The 23,441-nt window shown below is 44.0% G+C and carries 21 protein-coding genes and 3 riboswitches; of the genes, 10 read left to right on the top strand and 11 right to left on the bottom strand.

Going from position 1 to position 23,441, the window contains the following annotated elements; translation table 11 throughout:
- Positions 1–133: 133 nt before the first annotated feature.
- The 8 genes from AC622_RS01550 to AC622_RS01515 all read left to right on the top strand — a co-directional run bounded on the left by AC622_RS01550 (position 134) and on the right by AC622_RS01515 (position 6,846).
- Complete coding sequence (locus AC622_RS01550; protein WP_156185533.1) at positions 134–2,533, top strand: Na+/H+ antiporter subunit A; 2,400 nt, start codon at positions 134–136, stop codon at positions 2,531–2,533.
- Positions 2,530–2,952: a Na(+)/H(+) antiporter subunit B gene (locus AC622_RS01545; protein ID WP_049669468.1), complete on the top strand. Its 423-nt coding sequence runs from the start codon at positions 2,530–2,532 to the stop codon at positions 2,950–2,952. The genes AC622_RS01550 and AC622_RS01545 overlap by 4 nt, the downstream gene beginning before the upstream one ends.
- Before the next feature lie 2 nt (positions 2,953–2,954).
- Positions 2,955–3,293 carry a Na(+)/H(+) antiporter subunit C gene (locus AC622_RS01540; RefSeq protein WP_049669467.1) on the top strand — a complete coding sequence of 113 codons (339 nt, stop codon included), beginning with the start codon at positions 2,955–2,957 and terminating at the stop codon, positions 3,291–3,293.
- Complete coding sequence (locus tag AC622_RS01535; RefSeq protein ID WP_049669466.1) at positions 3,286–4,764, top strand: Na+/H+ antiporter subunit D; 1,479 nt, start codon at positions 3,286–3,288, stop codon at positions 4,762–4,764. Before AC622_RS01540 ends, AC622_RS01535 begins: the two co-directional genes overlap by 8 nt.
- A 164-nt stretch (positions 4,765–4,928) precedes the next feature.
- Complete coding sequence (locus AC622_RS01530) at positions 4,929–5,405, top strand: Na+/H+ antiporter subunit E (RefSeq protein ID WP_049669465.1); 477 nt, start codon at positions 4,929–4,931, stop codon at positions 5,403–5,405.
- A complete protein-coding gene (locus tag AC622_RS01525; protein ID WP_049669464.1) occupies positions 5,405–5,689 on the top strand; it encodes a Na(+)/H(+) antiporter subunit F1 in 285 nt (94 codons plus the stop codon). Before AC622_RS01530 ends, AC622_RS01525 begins: the two co-directional genes overlap by 1 nt.
- Entirely contained in the window at positions 5,679–6,020 is a 342-nt protein-coding gene (gene mnhG / locus AC622_RS01520; protein ID WP_156185683.1) for a monovalent cation/H(+) antiporter subunit G, read from the top strand. The genes AC622_RS01525 and mnhG overlap by 11 nt, the downstream gene beginning before the upstream one ends.
- Positions 6,021–6,519: 499 nt before the next feature.
- Positions 6,520–6,846 (top strand): helix-turn-helix domain-containing protein, encoded by a 327-nt coding sequence (locus tag AC622_RS01515; RefSeq protein ID WP_049669462.1) that lies wholly within the window; start codon positions 6,520–6,522, stop codon positions 6,844–6,846.
- Positions 6,847–6,903: 57 nt separating this feature from the next.
- Here the strand turns inward: AC622_RS01515 and AC622_RS20460 are convergent, their stop codons facing one another.
- Both AC622_RS20460 and AC622_RS01510 read right to left on the bottom strand, forming a co-directional pair.
- A complete protein-coding gene (locus AC622_RS20460) occupies positions 6,904–7,038 on the bottom strand; it encodes an anti-repressor SinI family protein (RefSeq protein WP_156185532.1) in 135 nt (44 codons plus the stop codon).
- 45 nt (positions 7,039–7,083) lie between these two features.
- A riboswitch (cyclic di-GMP riboswitch) is annotated at positions 7,084–7,172 on the bottom strand.
- Positions 7,173–7,246: 74 nt separating this feature from the next.
- Positions 7,247–7,444 carry a hypothetical protein gene (locus AC622_RS01510; RefSeq protein WP_049669461.1) on the bottom strand — a complete coding sequence of 66 codons (198 nt, stop codon included), beginning with the start codon at positions 7,442–7,444 and terminating at the stop codon, positions 7,247–7,249.
- A 90-nt stretch (positions 7,445–7,534) separates the two neighbouring features.
- Here AC622_RS01510 and AC622_RS01505 point away from each other — a divergent pair, with 90 nt between their 5' ends.
- The gene (locus AC622_RS01505) at positions 7,535–10,348 is read left to right on the top strand and encodes a cation-translocating P-type ATPase (RefSeq protein WP_049669460.1); all 2,814 of its coding nucleotides are present in this window, start codon (positions 7,535–7,537) and stop codon (positions 10,346–10,348) included.
- Positions 10,349–10,386: 38 nt separating this feature from the next.
- Here AC622_RS01505 and AC622_RS01500 read toward each other — a convergent pair whose 3' ends face one another.
- The 7 genes from AC622_RS01500 to metE form a co-directional block, all read right to left on the bottom strand.
- Positions 10,387–11,397, bottom strand: a complete 1,011-nt coding sequence (locus tag AC622_RS01500; RefSeq protein ID WP_049669459.1) for an ABC transporter permease — start codon at positions 11,395–11,397, stop codon at positions 10,387–10,389.
- The gene (locus AC622_RS01495; protein WP_049669458.1) at positions 11,390–12,244 is read right to left on the bottom strand and encodes an ABC transporter permease subunit; all 855 of its coding nucleotides are present in this window, start codon (positions 12,242–12,244) and stop codon (positions 11,390–11,392) included. The genes AC622_RS01500 and AC622_RS01495 overlap by 8 nt, the downstream gene beginning before the upstream one ends.
- 211 nt (positions 12,245–12,455) lie before the next feature.
- Positions 12,456–12,752 carry a hypothetical protein gene (locus AC622_RS01490; RefSeq protein WP_049669457.1) on the bottom strand — a complete coding sequence of 99 codons (297 nt, stop codon included), beginning with the start codon at positions 12,750–12,752 and terminating at the stop codon, positions 12,456–12,458.
- Positions 12,753–12,919: 167 nt separating this feature from the next.
- Positions 12,920–13,360, bottom strand: a complete 441-nt coding sequence (locus tag AC622_RS01485; protein ID WP_049669456.1) for a flavodoxin domain-containing protein — start codon at positions 13,358–13,360, stop codon at positions 12,920–12,922.
- Positions 13,360–14,403: a ribonucleotide-diphosphate reductase subunit beta gene (locus AC622_RS01480; RefSeq protein WP_197089891.1), complete on the bottom strand. Its 1,044-nt coding sequence runs from the start codon at positions 14,401–14,403 to the stop codon at positions 13,360–13,362. The genes AC622_RS01485 and AC622_RS01480 overlap by 1 nt, the downstream gene beginning before the upstream one ends.
- Positions 14,404–14,417: 14 nt before the next feature.
- Positions 14,418–16,685 carry a ribonucleoside-diphosphate reductase subunit alpha gene (locus AC622_RS01475; protein ID WP_269431769.1) on the bottom strand — a complete coding sequence of 756 codons (2,268 nt, stop codon included), beginning with the start codon at positions 16,683–16,685 and terminating at the stop codon, positions 14,418–14,420.
- Positions 16,686–16,847: 162 nt separating this feature from the next.
- Positions 16,848–17,049: riboswitch (cobalamin riboswitch) on the bottom strand.
- 152 nt (positions 17,050–17,201) lie between these two features.
- Positions 17,202–19,442 (bottom strand): 5-methyltetrahydropteroyltriglutamate--homocysteine S-methyltransferase, encoded by a 2,241-nt coding sequence (gene metE / locus AC622_RS01470; RefSeq protein WP_049669453.1) that lies wholly within the window; start codon positions 19,440–19,442, stop codon positions 17,202–17,204.
- Positions 19,443–19,619: 177 nt separating this feature from the next.
- Positions 19,620–19,807: riboswitch (cobalamin riboswitch) on the bottom strand.
- 259 nt (positions 19,808–20,066) lie between these two features.
- On the opposite strand from metE, the gene AC622_RS01465 reads away from it, so the two are divergent.
- The gene (locus AC622_RS01465) at positions 20,067–21,443 is read left to right on the top strand and encodes a DHA2 family efflux MFS transporter permease subunit (protein WP_049672727.1); all 1,377 of its coding nucleotides are present in this window, start codon (positions 20,067–20,069) and stop codon (positions 21,441–21,443) included.
- 397 nt (positions 21,444–21,840) lie between these two features.
- Here AC622_RS01465 and AC622_RS01460 read toward each other — a convergent pair whose 3' ends face one another.
- Complete coding sequence (locus AC622_RS01460; RefSeq protein WP_197089890.1) at positions 21,841–22,341, bottom strand: flavodoxin; 501 nt, start codon at positions 22,339–22,341, stop codon at positions 21,841–21,843.
- Between the two features lie 35 nt (positions 22,342–22,376).
- Positions 22,377–23,138, bottom strand: a complete 762-nt coding sequence (locus tag AC622_RS01455; protein ID WP_049669452.1) for a carboxymuconolactone decarboxylase family protein — start codon at positions 23,136–23,138, stop codon at positions 22,377–22,379.
- Positions 23,139–23,441: the final 303 nt, after the last annotated feature.

The following is a 23,441-nucleotide window of genomic DNA, read 5'->3' as shown; positions in this document are numbered from 1 at the left end:
CCATGCAGGTTTTTCAGTCAATTATTATTACATAAAAGAGTTGCAATATTTCAAATATAACAAGGTTCAACGAAATAATTGCCGCTTTTTGTATATCTGTACCATTACTCTATGATGAAGGGAGCGGGAGGACATGATTAATTGGATGATTTTATTACCGTTTATCTTTGCGGTTCTAATACCTTTCCTCCATCGTTTATTCAACAAAAAGCTTCATATCGGCTGGTTTGTTCTTTTTCTTCCAGCTATTATCCTCATCTTCTTATTACAGTATATCCCAATTACTACATCTGGCAACACATTAACCAGCGAAATGAAGTGGCTGCCAGCGTTTGGGCTTAATTTCACGACCTATGTCGATGGATTATCCCTTCTATTCGGTTTGCTGATCACAGGTATCGGCTCGCTCGTCATTCTGTATTCAATTTTCTACCTGTCCAGGCAGCGTGAGGAGCTTCATAACTTTTATGTCTATCTCATGTTGTTTATGGGAGCCATGCTAGGAGTCGTTTTCTCGGACAATGTTATCGTTCTGTACGTGTTCTGGGAGCTGACGAGCATTTCTTCTTTCCTGTTAATTGCCTATTGGTACCAGCGGAGAAAATCGAGAGACGGGGCACAAAAGTCCATGCTGATTACTATTTCCGGCGGTTTATCTATGCTGGCCGGGCTTTTGCTCCTTTCCCTCATCACGGATACGTACAGCATCCGTGAAATGATTTCCAAAGCTGGCTCTTTACCTGAGCATACCCTGTTTTTGCCTGCGATGATCTTAATCTTATTGGGAGCTTTCACGAAATCAGCTCAGTTCCCATTTAGTTTCTGGCTGCCTGATGCGATGGAAGCACCGACACCCATCAGTGCTTATCTGCATTCAGCAACAATGGTTAAAGCCGGTATCTATTTAGTTGCGAGGTTGACACCCGTGTTCGGCGGTCAGGCCGTTTGGTTCTGGACCGTATCCTTAATTGGTATCGTGACCTTATTATACGGATCCTGGAATGCGGTGCGGCAGAGGGATTTGAAGGCTCTGCTCGCTTATTCGACCATCAGTCAGCTCGGCTTGATCATGAGTCTTCTCGGACTCGGATCTGCTGCCATTTATTTTGGCTACGGCGATGAATCGAAGGTATATGCGATAGCCATTATGGCCGCTGTCTTCCATTTAGTTAATCATTCCACCTTCAAAGGAAGTTTGTTCATGGTGGTCGGAATCATTGACCATGAGACAGGCACCCGGAATCTGCAAAGATTGGGCGGGTTAATGAGCCTCATGCCGATTTCCTTTACGATTACGATGATTGGCAGTTTCTCAATGGCAGGTTTACCTCCATTCAATGGATTTTTGAGTAAAGAAATGTTCTTTACCGGTGTGGTGAATGCATCAGGGATGGATATTTTCGGGATGGGAACATTCGGCGTAATCTTCCCGGTTGTCGCTTGGGCAGCAAGTGTCCTGACGTTCGTCTACTGTATGATCATGGTCTTTAAGACGTTCGCGGGAGAACACAAACCGGAAATGCTGTCAAAAGCCACGCATGAACCGCCTATCGGCATGCTGATCCCGCCAGCTTTATTGGCGATGTTCGTCGTGCTAATCTTCTTTTTCCCTAACGTATTGGCCAAATACATTTTGGACCCTGCATTCATAGCCATCCTGCCGGACTATGCGGCAGCAGGTGGATTGGGCAAAGAGATTTCTGCATGGCATGGTTTTAACATTGAGTTATGGATGACGATTGGAGTCGTACTATTCGGCTTCTTGCTATACAAACTGCTCCCGAAATGGATCAAGATATTCAGCTGGTACCCGCAAGGTCTAACATTTAACAGCCTATACAACGAGTCACTGCAGTTGATGGAATCACTATCCGCCAAGATAACGAAGAAGTACATGACTGGCTATACACGCGATTACCTCGCTTATATTTTTTCATTCTTCATCTTTATCGTTGGCGGTTCCCTATGGCTGTTCAATGGCTTTGCCTTTGATATGTCCAAAGATTCACCGGTGAGTATTTATGAGGCCATGATGGTCATTGGCATGGTCATAGCCGCTTTAATCGCGCTCTTTTCCCAGCACAGGCTGACATCCATTATCGCTGTTGGAGCCCTGGGGTATCTTGTGTCCATTCTATTCGTTATTTTTCAGGCGCCGGATTTAGCGCTGACACAATTGGTTGTGGAAACGGTAACGGTCGCTTTATTCCTGCTATGCTTCTATCATTTGCCAGAGCTTCGCAAGGAAATCAGCAAAGTCCGCTTCAAAATAACGAATATGCTGATTTCAGTCGGAGTCGGTTTGACCGTCACCCTTTTGGCCCTTTCCGCCAATGGAACTCGTTTGTTCGACACCATTTCTGGATACTTTGAGGATTCCTATGCGCTTGCTGGGGCGAAAAACATTGTGAACGCGACGTTGGTCGACTTCAGGGGGCTTGATACGATGGTCGAAGTGGCCGTCCTCTGTATTGCTGGATTGGCTGTATTTACATTAATTAAGGTCAATGTTACAGGGAGGGATAGAAAATGAAGCCTAATGATATTTTATTATCGGCTGTCACAAAAGTCGCTGTTCTGATCATCCTCACCTTTTCCATTGATTTATTCTTCTCTGGGCACCACAATCCTGGAGGAGGATTCATTGGGGGCTTAGGAATATCTAGTGCTCTTGTACTTATGTATTTGACACTTGGAACGGAAACCGTCAATAAACTGATTCCTGTAGACTTTAAAACAGTGGCCGCGATTGGTGTACTGATTGCTGTTCTTACAGGTGCCGGTTCCTTTCTGTTCGACGCTCCCTTTCTTTCTCAAACATTCGGTTATTTTGAGCTTCCTATCCTGGGCAAAACCGAATTAGCCACCGCGCTCATCTTTGATACTGGTGTCGCTTTAGCTGTCATTGGTTCAGCCGTGACAATCATCCTGAGTATAAGCGAGGATCGATAACAATGGAAACAGTCATGTCTATACTTGTAGGAGTCTTCTTCGCAATCGGAACATACATGGTCTTATCTAAAAGCCTGCTAAGAATCATACTCGGCACGTCCGTAATCGGCCATGCCGTCAACCTTCTGATTCTGACAATGGGAGGGTTGAAGACTGGAGGTCCCCCGCTGCTGGGTCTGAAAAATACCTCCTTTACGGATGGGCTGCCGCAGGCACTTATCCTGACCGCAATTGTCATTAACTTTGCTATTACGGGTCTTTTCCTGGTGGTTGCCTATCGTAGTTACCGGGTCTTGGAAACGGATGATATGGATCAATTAAGGGGAAATGAAGATGAATAATCTAGTCGTTCTGCCAATCATTATTCCGCTTATCGCGGGATTGATCTTGGTCATATTCAGAAAAAAATTATATATGCAAAGATTCATTGCCCTATTCGCCATTCTAGCTACCTTCACCGTTGCTGTGATGATGGCTTTAAAAATAAAGGAAGACGGGATACAGGTTCTGCAGGCAGGGGGATGGGCTGCTCCCTATGGAATCAGCCTTGTCGCCGATATGTTTGCGGTCATCCTGTTAATCATAACGGCATTCGTGTCCTTCTGCTGTTTATTTTATGCCTTCTACACAATCGGGAGATTACGAGAGGAAAACTTCTTCTATCCATTGTTCCTGTTCATGATCAGCGGAGTAAACGGATCCTTTTTGACCGGTGACATCTTCAATCTGTTCGTTTTCTTTGAATTGATGCTAATCTCCTCCTATGCGCTGATTACACTCGGCGGGGAGAAAAAGCAGCTCAGGGAATCGATTAAATATATTTTGATTAATGTCATGTCATCCTTCTTCTTCCTCGTGGCTGTTGCCTACCTATACGCTGTAACAGGCACGCTGAATATGGCACATCTATCTGTCCGTGTAGCAGAAGCAGGCCAAAGCGGACTGATGACGACCGTTGCCATTTTACTGCTCATGGTCTTCAGCTTGAAGGCCGGGCTCCTGTTGTTTTACTGGCTGCCTGGTTCCTATAGCGTTCCTCCTACAGCAGTGGCAGCAATCTTTGCAGCTTTACTCACCAAGGTCGGAATTTATGCCATTTTCCGTATGTTTACATTGATCTTTTATCATCAACCGGAAATTACCCACCTGCTGATTGGCATTCTTGGGGCGGCGACGATGCTGCTCGGAGTCATCGGCGCGGTCTCCAGATGGGATATAGAAGGGATTCTGACTTACAATGTAATCATCTCGGTTGGCTTAATCATGGCCGGGCTGGCTGCTTTTACAACAGGCAGTATCACGGGATCGGTTTTTTATCTGGTGCATGACATTAATGTAAAAGCGTTGATTTTCCTAATTGGGGGGACCATTATTTATCTCACCGGCACCGCTAATTTAAAGGAAATCAGCGGTTTGATCCGGACACACCCCTTTCTTGGCTGGATGTTCTTTATCGCATCCTTGGCACTCGCCGGCATTCCGCCGTTCAGCGGTTTCCTCGGAAAGCTGCTGATTACAAAGGGCACCTTTGAAGCCGGAGAATATTGGCTTGGGGCAATTGGATTAATATCAAGCTTGTTGGTACTTTATTCTGTCATGAAAATCTTCATGAACGCCTTCTGGGGTGAAACAAACCTAAGTGAAGACATGGAGAAAGGAACAACAAGGGGAATTATTGTACCGATTACACTTTTAACGGCTGTAACGATCTTTCTCGGATTGGGAGGAGAATCAATCTCAGCCTATATCCAATTGGCCGCTGAAGGCTTAATGAACCCTGACTTATATATCGATGCCGTTTTAGGAGAATAATAGCCAACCGATAAAATAAAACTTTTAAAGTTAAATGTTGATAGTAAAGAATCGTTGATCAACGTTACAGGCGCTTGACTTCGGCAGGAGCAGCAGAAAGTAATCGACTGTAACGAAAATCAATATGTAAGATTAACCTAGCCATAAAAAAGGGGTGGTCCGTTGTGCCCGTTCAAGTTTTACTGAATATATTCATTGGTTTCTTATGGATGCTTTTGCAGGATAAATGGAGTTTCCCTTCGTTCTTTGCCGGGTATCTAGTGGGAATTGTCATTTTGTTTTTCATGCGTCGTTTCTTCAGTACATCCTTCTATTTAGGTACATTTTTCTCCATATTGAAGCTGCTGTATGTATTCCTAAGAGAGCTCGTATCTTCTACCGTGCTTGTCCTTAGACAGGTTACACGCAGAAAAATAGACGTTCAGCCAGGAGTGTTTGCCGTCAAAACAGATTTGAGCGGGGAATGGGAGATACCGCTATTGGCTCTATTATTATCGCTGACGCCAGGCTCGGTCGTGCTTGAGATTTCCCCAGACAATAAGACATTCTTCATTCACGCCATGGATATGGAGGAATCAAAAAAATCAATCATCCAGGCAAAAACGAGCTTTGAAAAGGCGATTAAGGAGGTTACACGATAATGTTTGAAATCGTTTTGACTTTAGCACTGTTCATTCTGACATTATCCATTCTGATTTCCATCTATCGCCTATTTAAAGGCCCATCCATGCCAGACCGGGTTATGGCACTGGATTCAATCGGGATTCACTTAATTTCAGGTGTGGCTATTTTGTCCGTACTATTCAGATCGCACGCTTTCTTGGACATCATATTACTGCTTGGTATCCTTTCTTTCATTGGGACCATTGCATTTGCTAGATTCATAGAAAGGGGTGTTGTCATTGAACGCGGAAATGATCAGTGAGTGGATTGCAGGCGGCTTTATCCTTTTAGGGACAGTCTTAACTCTTCTAAGCGGTGTCGGACTGATTAGGCTTCCAGATGTCTATACACGCTCCCATGCCGCTTCGAAAAGCACAACACTCGGAGTGCTGTTCATTCTTCTAGGAGCATTCATGTTTTTTTGGATCGACGAAGGTTACTTTAGTATCCGGCTGCTTCTTGGAATATTCTTTGTATTTTTGACCGCTCCAGTTGCAGGCCATATCATCTGCCGGGCAGCCTATCGCTCAAACGTAAAGCTTGCCGACCGGACTGTACGCGATGACTTAAAAAAATATATGAAAGCTGAATAAAGCCAATTATATAGCCCCATCAAAGGCATATGCATATCTGCCTTTGATGGGGCTATTTTTATCTGGCTGAGTGAGTGCCGTTCGTCTAATTTAAGCAATTATCCTCTTTTGGCTCAGTCTATTCTCTTTTTGCACTTACTGCAAAAGTAAATATTATATACTTCCATAATGGTATGTTCATAGAAACGGAGAAAAGACCCAAATTAGCTGTCTTTTTCTCTCTCTTCTCTCACCATATTGATGCCCACGGGATATATACCCTTTTTTCACGCCTATTCTAGTTCTAATGACTTGTTCCTTCTAACATATTTCACCTTTCTGGCACATTATGTAGTTCATTAGAATTGTTTCGGCCAATAACCTGTAATCAATGAAACGCAATTAACATGTAATATAGGATAAAAGGCTATAGGTATTTGAATATAAAGGATGTTATTATTATAATATGAATTAGAACTAATTACTTTCTAAATATACTGTTCAGGAAGGAATTTGCAAGATGATTGGTGATCGTGTCAAAAGATTAAGAACGGAAAAGAAATTATCCATGACTGAGCTTGCAGAGAAAGCAGGCGTCGCAAAATCTTATTTGAGTTCATTGGAAAGAAACATACAGACGAATCCTTCCATTCAATTCCTTGAAAAGATTGCATCCGTCCTTAATGTTCCATTGGATGTTCTCTTACACGATACTCCAAAAGACTATCCGCTGGACCAGGATTGGGCGAATCTCGTCAAAGAGGCAATGGAATCAGGTGTTTCTAAGGATCAATTCCGGGAATTCATTGAATTCAATAAATGGAAGCTAAGTAATACCGATAAATAAGACAATAATCGTCAGAAAAAAAAACAGTCACTCGCCAATTCAATGGTGAGTGTTTTTTTATGTCGAAGCTTTGATAGTCTCAGGCATTTGATTCGTTTTTAGAAACTCTCTTATTTCCTCCTTACTTAATCCGAGTTCGCGGGCAGCTAACATCAAGTCTACCCATTCCCCATCTAACTCCAATTTATACATTAGTAACATCGCCTATCCCTTCCCTCCTAAAATACATTTGGTATCTCATGCAGTTCAGCCATCGTGGCAGTTTACACTACTTTAGACCTGAAACTTTGCGTTCTCATTTTTCCATGAGTTTGCCCTTTCAATAATTAGGTACTAATCCAAGTATAAACGGGATGTACCATTTTATTTGCCGTTATTTGTAACTCTCAAACTTGTATCATCAGTCTTTTTTCCTTAAAATTTCTACAAAACATAAGCATTTCCCGTATAAATCTTCCTTAAGTTCAGTTGAAATTGTCAAACTTTCATTCTTATTAGCTAAACTTTTTGATTTATTTTTCGCAATGGCACGAAAAATACTAAACAAATGTTTTCCCACATCGAATAATTCACCTCCCTCTCTGTATAACTTTTTCAAATCTGTATGATTGCCCCCTATCATTTTTAATAATCAAAAAATACTTAAAATTATGTTAAGATAATTGTTAGACAGGAAGGAGGCAGCAAGATGGAATATGACCATATAGGACCTAAGGAAAGCTCTTTGCTTGAAATAACTCAGAAAGATCCAACCAAATGGGCTGAAAAAGAAGCTGACTATGTACTCATTTCCTTAAAAACAAGCTCTGCAGGTTTATCAAATTCAGAAGCTCAAGCAAGATTAAAAATATTTGGGGATAACAAAATGAAAACAAAAAGAACCTTCAATCCCCTTAAATGCTTTCTAGAGAAGCTTGTCGGATTATTAGCCATTATGCTTTGGGTGGCTAGTATTCTTGCGTTTATTTCCGGCACACCCTTGCTCAGCTATGTAATATGGGCCATCATTTTGATTAACGCCATCTTTTCATTCGTTCAAGAAAACCGGGCAGACAAAGCCTTACAGGCATTATCAGAAATGATGCCGAATCGGGTGAAGGTCTATCGGGATGGTGAAGTACGAACGATGGACGCCGACCAATTAGTGCCTGGTGATATCCTGAATCTCTCCGCTGGGGATAAAGTGCCAGCTGACTGCCGAATTATTTCATCTAATCGTTTGATGGTAAATAACTCCATGCTGACAGGTGAATCATTGCCGGTAAACCGGAGCGAGAACATAGAAACCCGTCATATTGACACCGTCAGCGAATGCAGAAATTTAGTATTCGCCGGGACTTCCATTACAGGCGGAGAAGCGAAGGCTGTCGTTTATGGGACAGGCAAACAAACCCAAATCGGGATGATTACCGAAACGACTACCCAAATCAAGCGTGAGAAAAGCACATTGGAGATTCAGATCCAGCGCATCACGAAAATCCTAGCGATATTTGCTGTTACCATCGGAATCTTAGCCTTTTGTGTATCCGTCTTCCTGACAGATATTGAAGTCAATGAGGCTTTAATCTTTGCGATTGGGATGATTGTGGCAAATGTGCCGGAAGGCTTGATGCCAACCGTCAGCCTCTCCTTGGCGTTGAGCGTCCAGCGGATGGCTAAGAAAAATGCATTGGTCAGAAAGCAATCGGCTGTTGAAACCCTTAGTACAACAACGGTCATTTGCACAGATAAGACCGGGACTCTTACACAGAATGCCATTGTCGCGAAGAAGATATGGACACCAGACGGATTAATTGAAATCAGTGGCAACGGGTATGAGAAGGCCGGCAAGCTAAGCGGAGTAAGCGATCGAAATCAGCCAGGACTTAAGCGCTTTTTCACCTCTGCAATTATTTGTTCAGAGACCGTCCTAAAAACAGCCGAGAAAGATTCGAATGAATGGGAATACATAGGCAATCCAACGGAGGCGGCCATTTTAATTGCGGCAGAGAAATATGGCGTAAACGTGGAAGATACGAAAAAACACTTCACCAGGGAAAGCCTTCAGCCCTTCAGCTCCGAAAATAAATATATGACCGTCTTAGCAAAAAATGACTCAGCTGAGACATTCCCTGCCGGTAAATTGATCAACTTTACAAAAGGCGACCCATTAAAGATTACAGGCAAATGCGCCTATATTTATCGAAATGGACAAGCTGTGAGGATGACAGATGCAGACCGCAAAGAGGTTCATGCTGTAAATGATAAAATGGCGAGCGAGGGTTACCGTATCTTGGCCGTTTCTTGTTCAGGACCTGAAGAAGATACACTTATGCTTCTTGGTCTAGCCATTATGTACGACCCGCCGAAAGAAGGCGTGCTTGAAGCGGTGCGTGATTGCTACCGTGCAGGTGTCAAAATCACGGTCGTTACCGGCGATTACAGCAAGACCGCTCTTTCCATTGCGAAGCAGACAGGCATTGTGAAGGATAAGCATGTCATCATTATGGGAGAGGAATTGCGGAGATTAAGCGAGGCAGAGCTGGCTAAGAAAATCGATACGGATGATCCCGTCATTTTTGCACGGACAACACCTCAGGATAAATTGAAAATTGTCACGGCTTATCAAAGTCTCGGACATGTTGTAGCAGCGACTGGCGATGGTATAAATGATGTATTAGCCTTAAAAAAAGCGGATATCGGTATTTCCATGGGCAAAAACGGCTCCGATGCAGCGATTGAATCTTCTGATGTCGTTTTATTAGATGACCACTTTGCAACAATTGTGGAGGCCATTAAAGAAGGCCGGGCTATATATGAGAATATCCGGAAATTCATTGGCTATATATTAGCCTCAAACGTACCGGAGATTATTCCATTCCTTGTAATGGGATTATTCAATGTCCCTCTTGCCCTGCCGGTTCTATTAGTTCTGGCCATTGACCTTGGAACAGATATCCTGCCAGCCATTTCACTTGGTAAAGAATTACCGGATGATGATATTCTCGACCAGCCGCCAAGGAAGAAAAACAGCAATATTCTCGACCGCCCATCATTACTCAGGGCTTATGGCTTCCTTGGAATGATTGAGGCAGCCTGCCTATTCATCGCCTTTTTCTTTGCTTGGGGGTATTTCGGCTATACATTCGAGGAGATTCGTTCCTTTACCAATATCATCACAACGAATACGGCACCGGCTGATGTTATGCATGCCTATAGCTATGCCATCACGCTCGGGTTCGGGGCAGTAATCGCCTGCCAGATTGGGAACCTCCTAGAATCAAGATCAATGAGGAAGCCATTCTATGAATCCTTCCATAAGCCGAATTCCTTGATGATTTGGGGAGTCGTCCTTGAGGTTATTTTATTTTTATTAATTTCATATACGCCATTCTTCCAATACGTCTTTGAAACAGCTGCATTGGAATGGCAACACATCATTCTTCTTCCCATCTTTACCGTTCTCTTCATGCTATGTGAGGAAATTCGTAAATGGCTGGTTAGAAGGACAGCCATTAGCTGATATAGACAGATTGCCTTATGATAAGGCAATCTGTTTTTTTATGCTTCTTTTCCAGAGCGAAGGGCAAATAACTCTTGCTCAGCCTGTATGCTTGAAAGCGGCAAGGTATGAGACTGCCTTATCTTCCTCGCCTCATGCGCTTGTTCACTCGCTTTCTTTAGTCCATTCAGCATTAGCTGAGCCGCAAGAATGGTCAGTGTGAAAAAGGCAATTGGGACGAGGGCAATCCAAGGATCGAAGGCAAGAGAGCGGAAATACGTCCCCACCAAACCTGACCATTCGTAATACATCGACTTTGGTGGACCACCTCCGCTAAAATCGATAAAGGTACCTCCAAAAAAGAGGTCAAGAACCCCTAAATGAGCAAGAACAATTAATACTTGAATGAATTGCTGAATCGATAGCTGCAGTAAATTTTCCTTTAAATGCGGCAGGATATGAACCCTCATCTTATGCCAACCGCCTCCGCCAAGCACTTGGGCGGCTTCCATAAAGTCCTCTCCATATAATCGCTTAATCTCATTCGCCTGAAAGATGGCCAATGTTGGGACAGCATATATCGTTAGAATGAACACCTCAAAAAGGGCCCGCTTCCAAAACGGATTAGCAAATCCATCCATCTGCATGACCAATACATTATGCAGCAAAAAGGCGGCCACAAGCGTGAGTGGAATTAAAGTGAAACTAGAGAATACCTTTTCAAAGAGGCCAATCCACCTTCTCGCATATACACCAAGAAGAGAGCCAATCAAAAGACCAACCACAATACGCAAAACAGCAATGAAAAGAGCAATTCCAATCGTTATCTTTGCCCCTTCAATCATCATATGGAGCAAATCATAGCCTTCTAGGTCTGACCCAAGCGGAAAAACCGTCAGCGGCGGATATGGCGGTGCATCTAGGATATTTCCATTCTCATCTGATATAAATGTTTCCTGGCGGATTTCTCCATCATTCAATAGGGTATTGCCAATGCTCAAAAGTATTAACACACTTAAGAATAAGAAGCCTGTCATAAAGGATTTATTTCTAACGACATATTTAAACACCCTCATCCCTCCTCTTCTCAGGGACAAGCAGCTGAGCCATATCATACACAATCAAAACCGGCACAGCGAGCAGAATCGTACCGATAGCAAAGAACTCCGGTGTAAGATAGCGATATATAAACCCAATAATTCCATTGATGCTAAATAAATATTCAATGATAATCAAGTTCGAAATCATAAACCATAAAACGGTTTTAGAATAATTGATTAAGCTGAATAGGACATTGCGCAAGATGTGATGGTTGAATATATACAGCTCAGTGAATCCCTTTGACGAGGCATATTCAGCATACATCTTCTTCTTTTCCACCAAAAATTGCTGAAGCAGAAATCTCGTCAGCAGCAAGGTTAGCGGAAGCGATAAACATACAAGCGGCAGCATCATACTCTGCCAGGTTCCATATCTCGCTACATCCATAATGAGAATACCGGTACCTTTATATATGAGGACAATCATCCATTGAGAGAACGCAATATAGAATAAATCTGGAAGTGCTTGAAGAAGGGACAAAACCCATTCAATTTTAGACAGATGCCTTCTTCCGAGGAAGAGCGTTATATAGGTGAGCAGAAAAGAAATGAATAGAGAGCCCAAAAGACTGACAGCCATTAGGCTTAACGTAGTCCTATAGGGACCTAGTATTTCTGGAAAGACCATTCTGCCGGTGCCCCCATAGTCCATATCCTGCGGAGAAAGCAGGGCCATAAATACTAACTTGATGCTTTCGACATAATCTGTGAAATGAAAACCAATATCCCTAAATAAGGCAGGCAGGCCGCTTATCAAAATGACCCCCATGACCATTAACCCTATACCTGCAAATGAATGAAGCAGCTGTTTAGCCATTCTTACCCCAAATGAACCACCCCTTTATACACTAATCATAATTTTCAAATTATTTTTTGTCCATAAAGAAAATAGTCATAGAAAAAACAAACCCTGATCATGCATATCATGCGATTGGGCAAAAAAAAGCAGGCAAATCCGAAAACGGATGTTGTCTGCAGTCTGAGAGCACACTAAGTACATTGCCTTAAAAGGATTGATTTTCTCTAAACTATTTTATTAATAATTCATGAACTTCGCTTGCTATTTCTTTAAAATCCTTAAAATCTCTAGGTGCGTCAGTCACTCCAGCACATTGTTTAGCGAATTCATCCCATTCCGCCTCATCAAGTCGATAATATTTCTCCATAATATCAATATAAACAAATAAAGCTTGTTCAACCATGGTTTCAGGTTTCTCATATTCACTTAGCGGTTCTGTTCCCAATCTTTCACAAATCAACCTTTGTAATCTTTCTACATATTTTAAATGTTCGGGATTTACATCAACTTTCTTATAGTTATCCATAATTCACTTCCATCCATTATTCCATATTGCTATTCAATAACAATTATATCTTGATAATATCCATAAGCAATATCCTAAATAAATTATGATTTTTTCAGATTATCCACCTATATTCTTCTTTTCTAAACAAAGAGGCATCTCCTCGTCGAGATGCCTCTTTGTTTAGATTATACTGGCTGTTTGATTCGATTCATTAGAATATCAGCGAACTTCTCACACTTTTCCCAATCGCCCTCCTGCGGGGAAAGTTCCACCTTGAGTGTTGCGGCAAGATTGGTGTGGACATAAAGCATGTCCCTGAATTCATCGACCGCTCCGCAGAAGTTCGGATAGAAGCTGTCGCCTGTTCCGAACACACCTGTCGTCAGATGGCTGGCCTCCTCCCGCTCTATCCATTGATATAACGACATCATCTCAAGGGGAATCTCTCCGTCTCCCCACGTATAGGTGCCAATGATAATCGCCTCATATTCATGCAGCTGGCTTAGTGGAAAACGATTAATCGTAAACAAATCTGTATGAATGCGCCGAGAAAAGTGAGTCCGCAATTCAAGTGCAAGCTCCTCTGTGTTCCCTGTTTTCGACGTATAGATAATAGCAGCCTTCATTAGAGCTCATCAAATCCATTTGACTGAGTAACCTTCGTATAGGTACGTGATTTCTGCTCAAAGAAATCAGACTTCGTTTCATTAATCATCTCATCGCTGAATACATGAATCCATGGCATTGGGTTATTGCGTTCCGGATAAAGATTTTTAAGTCCCAGCTGGCGGAAGCGCTTGTTAGCCAAGTACTCCACATAGTTCTCGAACTCATCCAGGTCAATGCCCTCAATATCCTTCAGAATGAAACGGGACCACTCCTTCTCAAGCTCAACCGCCTCTCCAATCGTGCGGTAAATATATTCAATATTCTCATCTGTATTCAACTCCGGATTTTCCGTCAGCAAAATACGGATGAATTGGGAGATGAAATAAGCATGCTGCATTTCATCACGCTGGATATAGCTGATCATCGTACTCGTCTTCAGCATTCTTTGGTGGCGTGCTAGATGATAGAAGAAAGCAAAACCAGCGTAGAAATAAACTCCCTCCAGATTAATTGAGTTGACCGCAAGCTTAAACAGATGCAGCGGTGTCGGCTCATTGCGGAACTGCTCATACGCATCCAAAATCAGCTTATTACGCTTTTGTACAATTGGGTCATCTTTCGCTTCATTGAAGCGTTTGTTTTGCTCCTGCAGCGGCACAAGCGAGCTGAGGATATAGGAGTACGATTCATTATGAACCGCCTCCTGCTGGGAAATGACCGCGAAGATAGCCTTGAAGCTCGAGTCTGTGACATAGTCCATGACCTGACTCATCGTCGGTGTCTGCAAGCTGTCAAGGGAAGCCAACTGGGTATTAATACGGAGAAACACATCCTTCTCCGTCTCACTCAAGGAATCCCATTGCTTAATATCATCCTGCATATTAATCTCCTGTGCCTTCCAGAAGTTAGAGAGCAGGGTTTGATACAGGTCATACATTTGCGGATAGGCAATATCATTCCAGTTCAATAGACCGGATGTTTTTCCATTAATGATGCCAGTTGATTTATTCGGATATTCCGGGTTTAATAGTTTAATTTTATTCAGCGTTTCGTTCACCATCAGTCTCTCTCCTTTTAGCTATGGCAGGATTCACATTCTTCTATTTCTGCCTGTGACGTGCTTCTTACATAATAAGTGGTTTTCAAGCCGTTCTTCCAAGCCTCCAGATGGAGGTTCAATAGCTCCTTCGCCTTAATATCATGCTTCACATACAGGTTAAAGCTGATGCCCTGGTCGATATGACGCCCGCGAGCGGCATTCTGCCTGATGCTCCACACCTGGCTTAATTGATGTCTGCTCTTCTTGTAATACTCATAGGTTCGGTGATTAATATCAGGAGCTGTCACCTTGAATTTAAAGTTCTTCTTCTCCTCTGCATACTCAACCGCATAGATTGGGTCGATTCCATCTGTTGACCCGCCGATTTTGGCTGTTGAGGAGTTTGGAGCTACCGCCATGAGCCAGCCATTGCGCATTCCTTTATCTCGGATGTCTGCCTGAAGCTCACTCCAGCGCTGTGTCGCATATCCTTTTCGTTCGAAATAACGGCCGGTCTCCCATTCCGAACCGCTGAACCTACTGTATGCTCCCTTCTCCTCCGCTAGTTCCATAGAGGATTGAATGGTGTAATACGCAATATCCTCATACAGACGGTCAGCAAAGTCGACAGCCTCCTCTGATTCCCAATAAATGCCCTCTAAGGCTAATAGATGATGCCACCCGAATGTACCAAGCCCTATCGCCCGGTACTTCTTATTCGTTTTCTCTGCCTGTCCGACACTGATAGTATTCAAGTCAATGACATTATCCAGCATCCGGACCTGAATACGAATCAAGCGCTCCAGTACATTGGCTGGAACCGCCTTTGCCAGGTTGATAGAGGATAGATTACAAACAACGAAATCACCAGGCTTACGGACGATGACCAAATTCCCTTCCTCATCCTCATATTCCTTCACAATCGTTGTTGCCGACATATTTTGCGCAATTTCTGTACATAGATTGCTGCAATAAATAGATGTACGGCCTTTCCCGTTCACATGCTTGTTCGGATTCTGGCGATTAACTTCATCACGGTAGAAAATATACGGTGTGCCTGTCTCCAGCTGGGAGATCATCACGCGTGCCATAATATCCATTGCACGATACGTTCTGCGCGGAAGGAGCGGATGATTAACGGCTTCCATATACTTCTCCGTAAAGTATTTCTCATCGTTCTCATCATAGAAGTCCTCAAGGCCAAGCAGATTGCCGTTCTCGTCCTTCCAGCCCATGATGCTCTTTACCTCATGCGGGCAGAATGTGTGCCATTCCCCGATGCTGCGCCCGTTCTCGTCCACCTTTTCAAGCTGCTCCATGAATAAATCGGGAATACATACCCCTGTGAATATGTCATGAGCTTTGCGGCGCTCATCCCCATTATTCGTTTTCAAATCAAGGAACCCATTCATGATGTCTTTATGGAATACATCCAAGTAAACAGCAATTGCGCCCTGCCTTTGCCCGAGCTGGTCGACACTGACCGCCGTATCATTGATTAGGCGAATCCATGGCACGACCCCGGAGGAGTTGCCCTTGAATTTCTTAATATCAGAGCCTAGCGCCCGAAGCTTGCCGTAATAGATGCCGACACCGCCGCCATCCTTTGACAGACGGGCTGTATCCCAGTTGTTCAAATAAATGCCGTCTAAAGAATCCTCAACTGTGTCAATGAAGCAGGAGGACAGCTGGCCAAAGCTCTTGCCGGCATTCGCAAGCGTTGGTGTCGCAACGGTCATGTACAAATGACTGAGTGCCCAATAAGCTTCTTTGACAAGGCTCATTCGAACGTCAGGCTTTTCATTTTTCATCAATTGCAGGGCAATCACCAAGAAACGCTCCTGCGGCAATTCATAGAGACGGCGCTCATGATCTCTTGCTAAATAACGGTCCGCAAGCAAGAACAAGCCTATGTAGTTGAAGATATAATCCCTTTCAGGCATGATTTCCGCTGCTGCCTCGTCCAATTCACTTCTCGAATAGGCCTGAGTAAGCTCCGCTGAATAAATGCCCTTCTCGACAAGCGTCTGAACCAACTCAGAGAAGGAGCCGTATTTAAGGTCCTCCTTATACCCGCGGTTCTCCGCTGCCTCCGCATACAGCTTTTGCAAATAAAGCCGGGCTGCGAGGAACGTCCAGTCAGGTGCATCCATCGCAATCTTATTGAGCGCATAATGAAGAGCTGTCTCAATTGCCTCAGACTCCTTGCCGCGGGCCATCATCTCCATCAGCTCATCGATATTCAGCTTATACTCCTGGGCGGTCTCTTCAATCAATCTTTCCGTCTTCCTTAACCGTTCCATAATCAATGCATCCATCTCCCTTTATCTATGAAATTATCTCCGAAGGCAAAAAAATAACCCGCTCTATGAGTAGAGCGGGTGAAAAGATAACAAGGAACAGCACATATATCGAATATGAGCCCTCAAATGCCATCATTTCCTTCCTCACTCCCCGGAGAAAATTGAAATTCAAAAAATAAGACAGGTCTCCTGACTTGTGCGTCACCCTCACCAAACCCTTCCCGTATCATCACCTCCAAAAGGAGACAACCCGATACAGTGGACTATGTTTAGTTCGTCAGCACTTACAGTTGCGGGGGCAGTATCGAACTCTCATCGATTTCCCTATTAAGCGTCTATACGCATCTTATTCCCTAGCTAATACTATATATTGATTTCATCGTTAAATAATCGACCATATATGGTGTTTCTATCATATCGAATATCGGTCCCTATTACAAGGAATTAATTTTTCCTACCCAAGAAAAAAGACACCCACTGTACACGAAAAAGTACAGGGAGCGTCCTTATTATCGGTTAATATTGTCTCATCTTAATAAAGCTTCTCAATTGCTTGGCAGCACTGACCATATGGCGGAGCGAGGCAACCGTTTCCTCCTCCCTCCTTGTCTTCAGCCCGCAATCAGGATTAACCCAGAATTGACTTAGTTCAAGCACCTCGAGGCTATCCTGCATAATTTCAAGCATTTCCTCTGTAGATGGAATACGCGGGCTATGAATATCATACACCCCTAATCCAATTCCCTTTTCATAGGGCGTATGCTGTAAAGATTGAATGAATTCACCATGGCTTCTTGATGTCTCAATGGAGATTACATCAACATCGAGCGCTTCAATCGGCTTCACAAAATCATGGAAATCACAGTAGCACATATGTGTATGGATTTGCGTTTCATCTTGGACACCTGATGTTGCAAGGCGGAAGGATGGGATTGCCCATGTCAGGTATTCCTGCCAATCCACCATTCGAAGGGGCAGTCCTTCTCTTAAAGCCGGTTCGTCCACCTGAATAATGGTAATTCCGGCTTGCTCAAGGCAGTCGATTTCCTTACGAAGGGCAAGGGCAAGCTGATTAGCAACATCCTTGCGCGGGATATCATCTCGGACAAAGGACCAGTTTAAGATAGTCACAGGACCAGTCAGCATTCCCTTCACCGGCTTCTCGGTCATCGCTTGCGCAGCAGCCGTCTCCTTCAAGGTCATCGGCTCAAGCCACTTCACGTCTCCATAAATGATAGGCGGCTTCACGCAGCGAGACCCATAAGAGACCACCCATGCCTTTTCACTCAAGGCAAAGCCATCAAGCTTCTCTCCGAAATATTCAACCATATCTGTCCGTTCAAACTCTCCGTGCACAAGCACATCAAGTTCCAAATCCTCTTGTATGCGAATCCACCGCTCGGTCTCACGTGCAATAAACGCTTCATAGGATTCATCGGAAATGATCTTATTTCGCCAAGCCTTACGCGTTTCCTTCACTTCCTTTGACTGCGGGAAGCTGCCAATGGTTGTCGTCGGGAAAATCGGCAGGTTAAGCTTCTGCGCTTGAATATCTCGGCGAACAGGATAGGGTGAAGATCGTTTAAAGTCCTCTGATTCAAGAGTCACCCCTGTGACAGCCGGCTGCACCGCTCTCCTATTTCCGCCAAGAACTATCCCTGGCTTCTCAAAGTACGTAACAAGCTGATCAATTTCCTTGATTTTCTCATCAGCAAATGCGAGCAGCCCTTTAATATTCCCGTCCATTTTCTGCTCCGTCGAAGCGGATACCGGTACATGCTGCAAACTGCAGGAAGGCTGGACCCATACTTCCGCAGCTTTGAATACTCCAAGGATGGACTGGATCAATTCGGCCTTCTCCACCAAATCAGCCTTCCATATATTGCGCCCATCCACAATACCGATGGCAAGCACCTTTTCAGCGGGGAACCCAAATTGCTTCATGGAGGTCATATTTTGCAGATAGCCGGAAACAAAATCAAGACCAATTCCATCTACAGGGAGATGAATCAACTCCTCATAGACTGATAAACCTTCAAAGTATGTTTGCAGCATAATGTTTCCCGCTGTTTTTTCAGCAGCCAGCTTCTCATAAATCGATTTCACGAAGGCTACTTCCTCTTCATCCAATGTCAGCACCAAGGCTGGCTCCTCAAGCTGCACCCATTCAGCACCCTCCTTAATCAGCTCTGCAATCACCTGGCTGTACAGCGGAATAAGCTGTTCTGCCAATGCCTCCCAATCATCATAGCCCTTTGCAAGTTTGATGAAGGTATACGGCCCAATCATCGTCGGTTTCGTCACAACGCCAAGCTCATCTCTCGCCTCCTTGAACCAATCAAGTAGACGATTGTTCGTTATGTAAAGTTCCTGGCCATCATATTCAGGAACAATATAGTGATAATTTGTGTTGAACCATTTCGTCATTTCACAAGCAACGGCCCCTTTTTCTCCCCTTGCCATGGCATAATAAAGGGAGAGATTCGATAATCTGCTTACATCAGAATAACGGGCTGGAATCATCCCAAACATAAACGCCGTATCGAGCATCCGGTCATACAGCGTGAAATCTCCAACAGTCATGACATCGATTCCAAGCTCCATCTGCCTCTTCAGCCTGGATAAGCGTATTTGCTTCAGCTGATCAAGAAACGTTTCCTCTGATACCTCTCCCCTCCAAAAAGCCTCTAAGCATCTCTTCCATTCCCGATCCTCACCAATATACGGATAACCGATGACTGTGCGTGTCCATTTCATCCTACGAGCTCCTCCCCTTGTATCGTTTTTCAGAAAACATCAAAAGCCCTCTCCCTCCTGGAAGATGGCTGTTAATTGTTCGCAGCATAAAGAAAGGCAAGCATGCCCTAATCCCTATGATTCGTACAGTGTCCGAAACAATCCGGCACGCTTCACCTCCTATTTCCACGTAGGTATTGGTGTGTACTGGAATTGGCAGGTCTCCTGGCTCATCATCAACGCACTTTAATCGCACCTTCCCGCTCAAGTGGCAGTGGTTTTTTGCGATATACTCCGATTTACAGTTGCGGGACAGCGACGGACTTTCACCGTACTTCCCTTTTAAGCCAAACTATTCGTTTGGCACCAATTCTTACACGCTATTCGATTGTGAAATAACAATATAAAGAGACTATACCATAAAAAGGAATTGATTGTTATCTATTTTTTGAATAATCAAAAATAAAGCGTGATACCAAACAGAAGGATTATTGCTCCTATGAAAGGATTCATTTATTATGACACCATATTTATTTTCAGAAAAAGTGCTTATACTAATGTACAAAGCACCTTCACCTGAGCTTAGAGGAGCGTAATCGATTGAATCAACCAATACCGAATCAACATATAAAGCCAGCCCTCATTATGGCCGCTCTGCTTTTATCGGCCTTTACAGGGTTATTGAACGAAACAGCCTTAAATATGGCTTACACAGAAATCATGGCTGATTTCCAAATCTCAACAGCCACCGCACAGTGGCTCACAACAGGATTCTTGCTCGTTATGGGGATTCTTGTCCCTCTATCAGCCTATTTAAATCAAACATATACGACAAGGCAGCTATACATAACCGCCCTCTCCTTGCTTTCACTCGGGACGTTTGTTGCCGCTCTGGCACCAGCCTTCAGTCTGCTTTTGCTTGCTCGTATCATTCAAGCAAGCGGACTCGGAATCTTAATGCCGCTCATGATTAATATTCTCCTATTGATTTTCCCCCCTAAAAGACGTGGGACTGTCATGGGCATTATGAGCCTGGTCATCCTTTGTGGTCCAGCATTCGGGCCGAGCTTTTCCGGGTTTATTACTGAATATTTCACCTGGCATTATATTTTCTGGACAACCTTGCCGATCTTTCTCCTCCTGCTCGCATTCGGCTGGAAGGTCGTGCAAAACGTCACAGTACCAAGGAAACTGAAATTTGATATCCCGTCCTTCCTGCTTTCAAGCCTAGGATTCGGCGGGATCGTCTTCGGCTTCAGCATAGCCGGCGAGGGCAGCGGAGAATTTGTCAGTACAGAGGTCATCCTGCCTATCTTGATTGGTTTCACTGCCCTTATCATCTTCTCCAAACGTCAATTCAAGATTGAGCAGCCTCTCTTGAACCTGCGCGTATTGAAATATCCTATGTATGTATTCGGCCTTTTCGCAGTCTTCGTCGGCCATATGATTATCATGTCTCAGGCCATCCTGCTGCCGATGTTTCTCAAAACAGGACTAGCAATAACGGGATTGATTGCCGGGCTCATCTTACTTCCAGCTGAAGCTTGTAATGGTATCATGTCTGTCGTCATCGGCCGTCTCATGGATAAATATGGACCAAAATGGCTCGTTATTCCGGGATTTGCGCTGCTCATTGTGACAACATTTTTATTTTCAGGTATTTCCCGTGATATCTCGATTGCCGCTTTCATCCTGCTCCATATTGGCTTAATCATCGGTGTCACCATGATCAGCAGTCCATCGCAGACGAACGGCCTAAATCAGCTGCCGCGCAAATATTATCCCGATGGAACCGCCATCGTAAATACCCTCATGCAAATAGCCGGCGCACTCGGCACCGCCGTTTCTGTCAGCCTGCTCACAAAAGGCCAGCACAACTACATGATAAGCGGTGAAGCCGCGGGTGAGAACATCGTCGCCGAAGCCTTGATTGCCGGTGTGCAATATGCCTTCAGTTTCCTTGTCGTCATCACCATTATAGGCTTCGTTGCCTCCCTCTTCATTAAAAGAGTGAACGTTTAGGCCAGGCGGATTGCCTGGCTTTTTGTTTGCTTTCTGACAGATTTCCAGCTGAAAGGAGATGATTTCCTGCAAAAACACCCCGAACTTGTCCATTTTGACTCTTTCTGCTGTAATTGGCCTTCTTTTTCTTTCGCGCGTTTTAAGGGCGAAATCATTTCATTAATGGGCGAAATCTAAGCTTTATGAGCGATAATCCGATAGTATGGGCGAAAATTATTCGGTATGGGCGATAATCATGCGGGATGAGCGATAAACCGAGTGCATAGGCGAAACCATACGCCCTTCGAACTACCCACGAACCAAAACAGCGTCATCAGGGCTGCCTCCTGACAAATCCCCCCTAGCAAAAAGCTCCCTGCTTAAGCAAGCAGAGAGCCTTCCTCATTCTTCAATGAAATCAAACCCGGCGATGACTGATGGTTTCAACCCCAAGTCTGTGCAGCCATTCTTCGATTTTGTACGCACTTGACCCCGCATGTTGTCCATCAATTGCGATACCCTTTAGCACGGTCGCCTCTGGACAGAGCTTCACAATATCCTGTTCACTATGGCCTAAGCCGCTGCCGCCATGAGTACAAAATGGAATGATCCGCTTACCGGAAAAGTCTGTTTCTTCAAGGAATGTGAACATGGCCATCGGCATGGTTCCCATCCAGATAGGGTACCCGATGAACACCACATTATATTGATCCATATTCTCAGGAACAGATGCTAAAAGCGGACGCGCATGGCGGTCATATTCTCTAGTCGCTTCCTCCACACACTCCTCGTAATCATAAGAATAAGAAAAGGCCGGCCGCAGATGAAAGGTATCCGCCCCTGTCTCCTTCGCAATAGTATGAGCAACGGTTTCCGTATTCCCGCTTCGAGTGAAATAAACAATCAATGCTTTCATCATATGTCCATCTCCATTCTCAAATATGTGGTTACGAATTACTGTTCATCAGGCAAAGCCTCATTCAAGCAGCGAATCGCATTCAATGTCCGCGGATAACCGAGATAAGGAAGCAGCTGCACAATGACATCAAATAGCATTTCTTTATCATTGCCGACATTGGCATTTCCTTGAATATGTCCCTTCACCTGCGGCTCACATCCGCCGAGTGAAAGGATCATCGAGAAAGTAAGCAATTCCCTCATTGGCAAATCCAAGCCTTGGCGGGTGTAATAATCTCCAAAGCAATTATCCGATAAAAAGCGCTGAATAGGCAGCTGATTATCCGGGCAATTCCGGTACATCGTTTCAATCGCTTCATCCCCGAAGATTTCCTTCTGCAAGGCAAACCCTTTCTCATAGCGCGTCTCCCTCGTGACCTTTGCCTGCCGCTTCAATGGCAGTTCAATGCCGCGCTTGATTAAGATTTCATTCGTAGAGTCGATGAAATCCACTACTTTAGCAAATCCGCAATAAGGTACCGACTGATAGACAAGCTCCTTTACCTCAATCGGCTTTACGCCGACATTCAAGGCTGCCTCCAGCATGGTCTTGTATTCACTTAAGGTTTGCTGAGCAATCAAGGAAGCAAGGATAACCAGCATTCTTGTCTTTTCATCCAGCTTCCCATGCTCCATCACCTCATCAAAGGCAAAGTTCTCAAAGATCTCTAGCAGCTCAGGGTCGGTGACCTTCCAGGTTGATTGACGTTCCGGAAAGAGCTTTTCATGATTCTTATGCGCAGTTTCACTTATACTCATTGCTTCAGCCTCCAATGACAATCCATGTTTTCATTTCTTCCTGTATAGCAGCATCGATGTCCCAGCTTGTTCAGGACTCCAATACATGCTCAAAATTGAACAAAACTTTATGTCCATAAGTTCATAACTTAACATTTAATCCAACTCAACGAGATTATACTATTATGTAAATAATAAATTTTCCCGAATGTTTCCCTTCAAATTCTTATACTTACCCTTTATCTATGCTTCAAAAACTGCCTCTCTCCACTTTTTTCTTTCCTATAAAAGCATCTATCATTTTACTGTACGGCGAATTCACCC

This window comes from Bacillus sp. FJAT-27916 (genome assembly GCF_001183965.1).
In the GTDB taxonomy this organism is placed as follows: Bacteria; Bacillota; Bacilli; order Bacillales; family Pradoshiaceae; genus Pradoshia.
Note: the sequence above shows the minus strand (reverse complement) of the source record. Positions and strands in the feature narration are given on the sequence as shown.

Excerpts from the sequence above, each read along its gene's own strand:
- AC622_RS01550 (WP_156185533.1), top strand. The coding sequence starts at position 134 with ATGATTAATTGGATGATTTTATTACCGTTTATCTTTGCGGTTCTAATA.
- AC622_RS01545 (WP_049669468.1), top strand. The coding sequence starts at position 2,530 with ATGAAGCCTAATGATATTTTATTATCGGCTGTCACAAAAGTCGCTGTT.
- AC622_RS01540 (WP_049669467.1), top strand. The coding sequence starts at position 2,955 with ATGGAAACAGTCATGTCTATACTTGTAGGAGTCTTCTTCGCAATCGGA.
- AC622_RS01535 (WP_049669466.1), top strand. The coding sequence starts at position 3,286 with ATGAATAATCTAGTCGTTCTGCCAATCATTATTCCGCTTATCGCGGGA.
- AC622_RS01525 (WP_049669464.1), top strand. The coding sequence starts at position 5,405 with ATGTTTGAAATCGTTTTGACTTTAGCACTGTTCATTCTGACATTATCC.
- mnhG (WP_156185683.1), top strand. The coding sequence starts at position 5,679 with ATGATCAGTGAGTGGATTGCAGGCGGCTTTATCCTTTTAGGGACAGTC.
- AC622_RS01515 (WP_049669462.1), top strand. The coding sequence starts at position 6,520 with ATGATTGGTGATCGTGTCAAAAGATTAAGAACGGAAAAGAAATTATCC.
- AC622_RS20460 (WP_156185532.1), bottom strand. The coding sequence starts at position 7,038 with ATGTATAAATTGGAGTTAGATGGGGAATGGGTAGACTTGATGTTAGCT.
- AC622_RS01505 (WP_049669460.1), top strand. The coding sequence starts at position 7,535 with ATGGAATATGACCATATAGGACCTAAGGAAAGCTCTTTGCTTGAAATA.
- AC622_RS01495 (WP_049669458.1), bottom strand. The coding sequence starts at position 12,244 with ATGGCTAAACAGCTGCTTCATTCATTTGCAGGTATAGGGTTAATGGTC.
- AC622_RS01490 (WP_049669457.1), bottom strand. The coding sequence starts at position 12,752 with ATGGATAACTATAAGAAAGTTGATGTAAATCCCGAACATTTAAAATAT.
- AC622_RS01485 (WP_049669456.1), bottom strand. The coding sequence starts at position 13,360 with ATGAAGGCTGCTATTATCTATACGTCGAAAACAGGGAACACAGAGGAG.
- AC622_RS01480 (WP_197089891.1), bottom strand. The coding sequence starts at position 14,403 with ATGGTGAACGAAACGCTGAATAAAATTAAACTATTAAACCCGGAATAT.
- AC622_RS01475 (WP_269431769.1), bottom strand. The coding sequence starts at position 16,685 with ATGGAACGGTTAAGGAAGACGGAAAGATTGATTGAAGAGACCGCCCAG.
- metE (WP_049669453.1), bottom strand. The coding sequence starts at position 19,442 with ATGAAATGGACACGCACAGTCATCGGTTATCCGTATATTGGTGAGGAT.
- AC622_RS01465 (WP_049672727.1), top strand. The coding sequence starts at position 20,067 with ATGGCCGCTCTGCTTTTATCGGCCTTTACAGGGTTATTGAACGAAACA.
- AC622_RS01460 (WP_197089890.1), bottom strand. The coding sequence starts at position 22,341 with ATGATGAAAGCATTGATTGTTTATTTCACTCGAAGCGGGAATACGGAA.
- AC622_RS01455 (WP_049669452.1), bottom strand. The coding sequence starts at position 23,138 with ATGAGTATAAGTGAAACTGCGCATAAGAATCATGAAAAGCTCTTTCCG.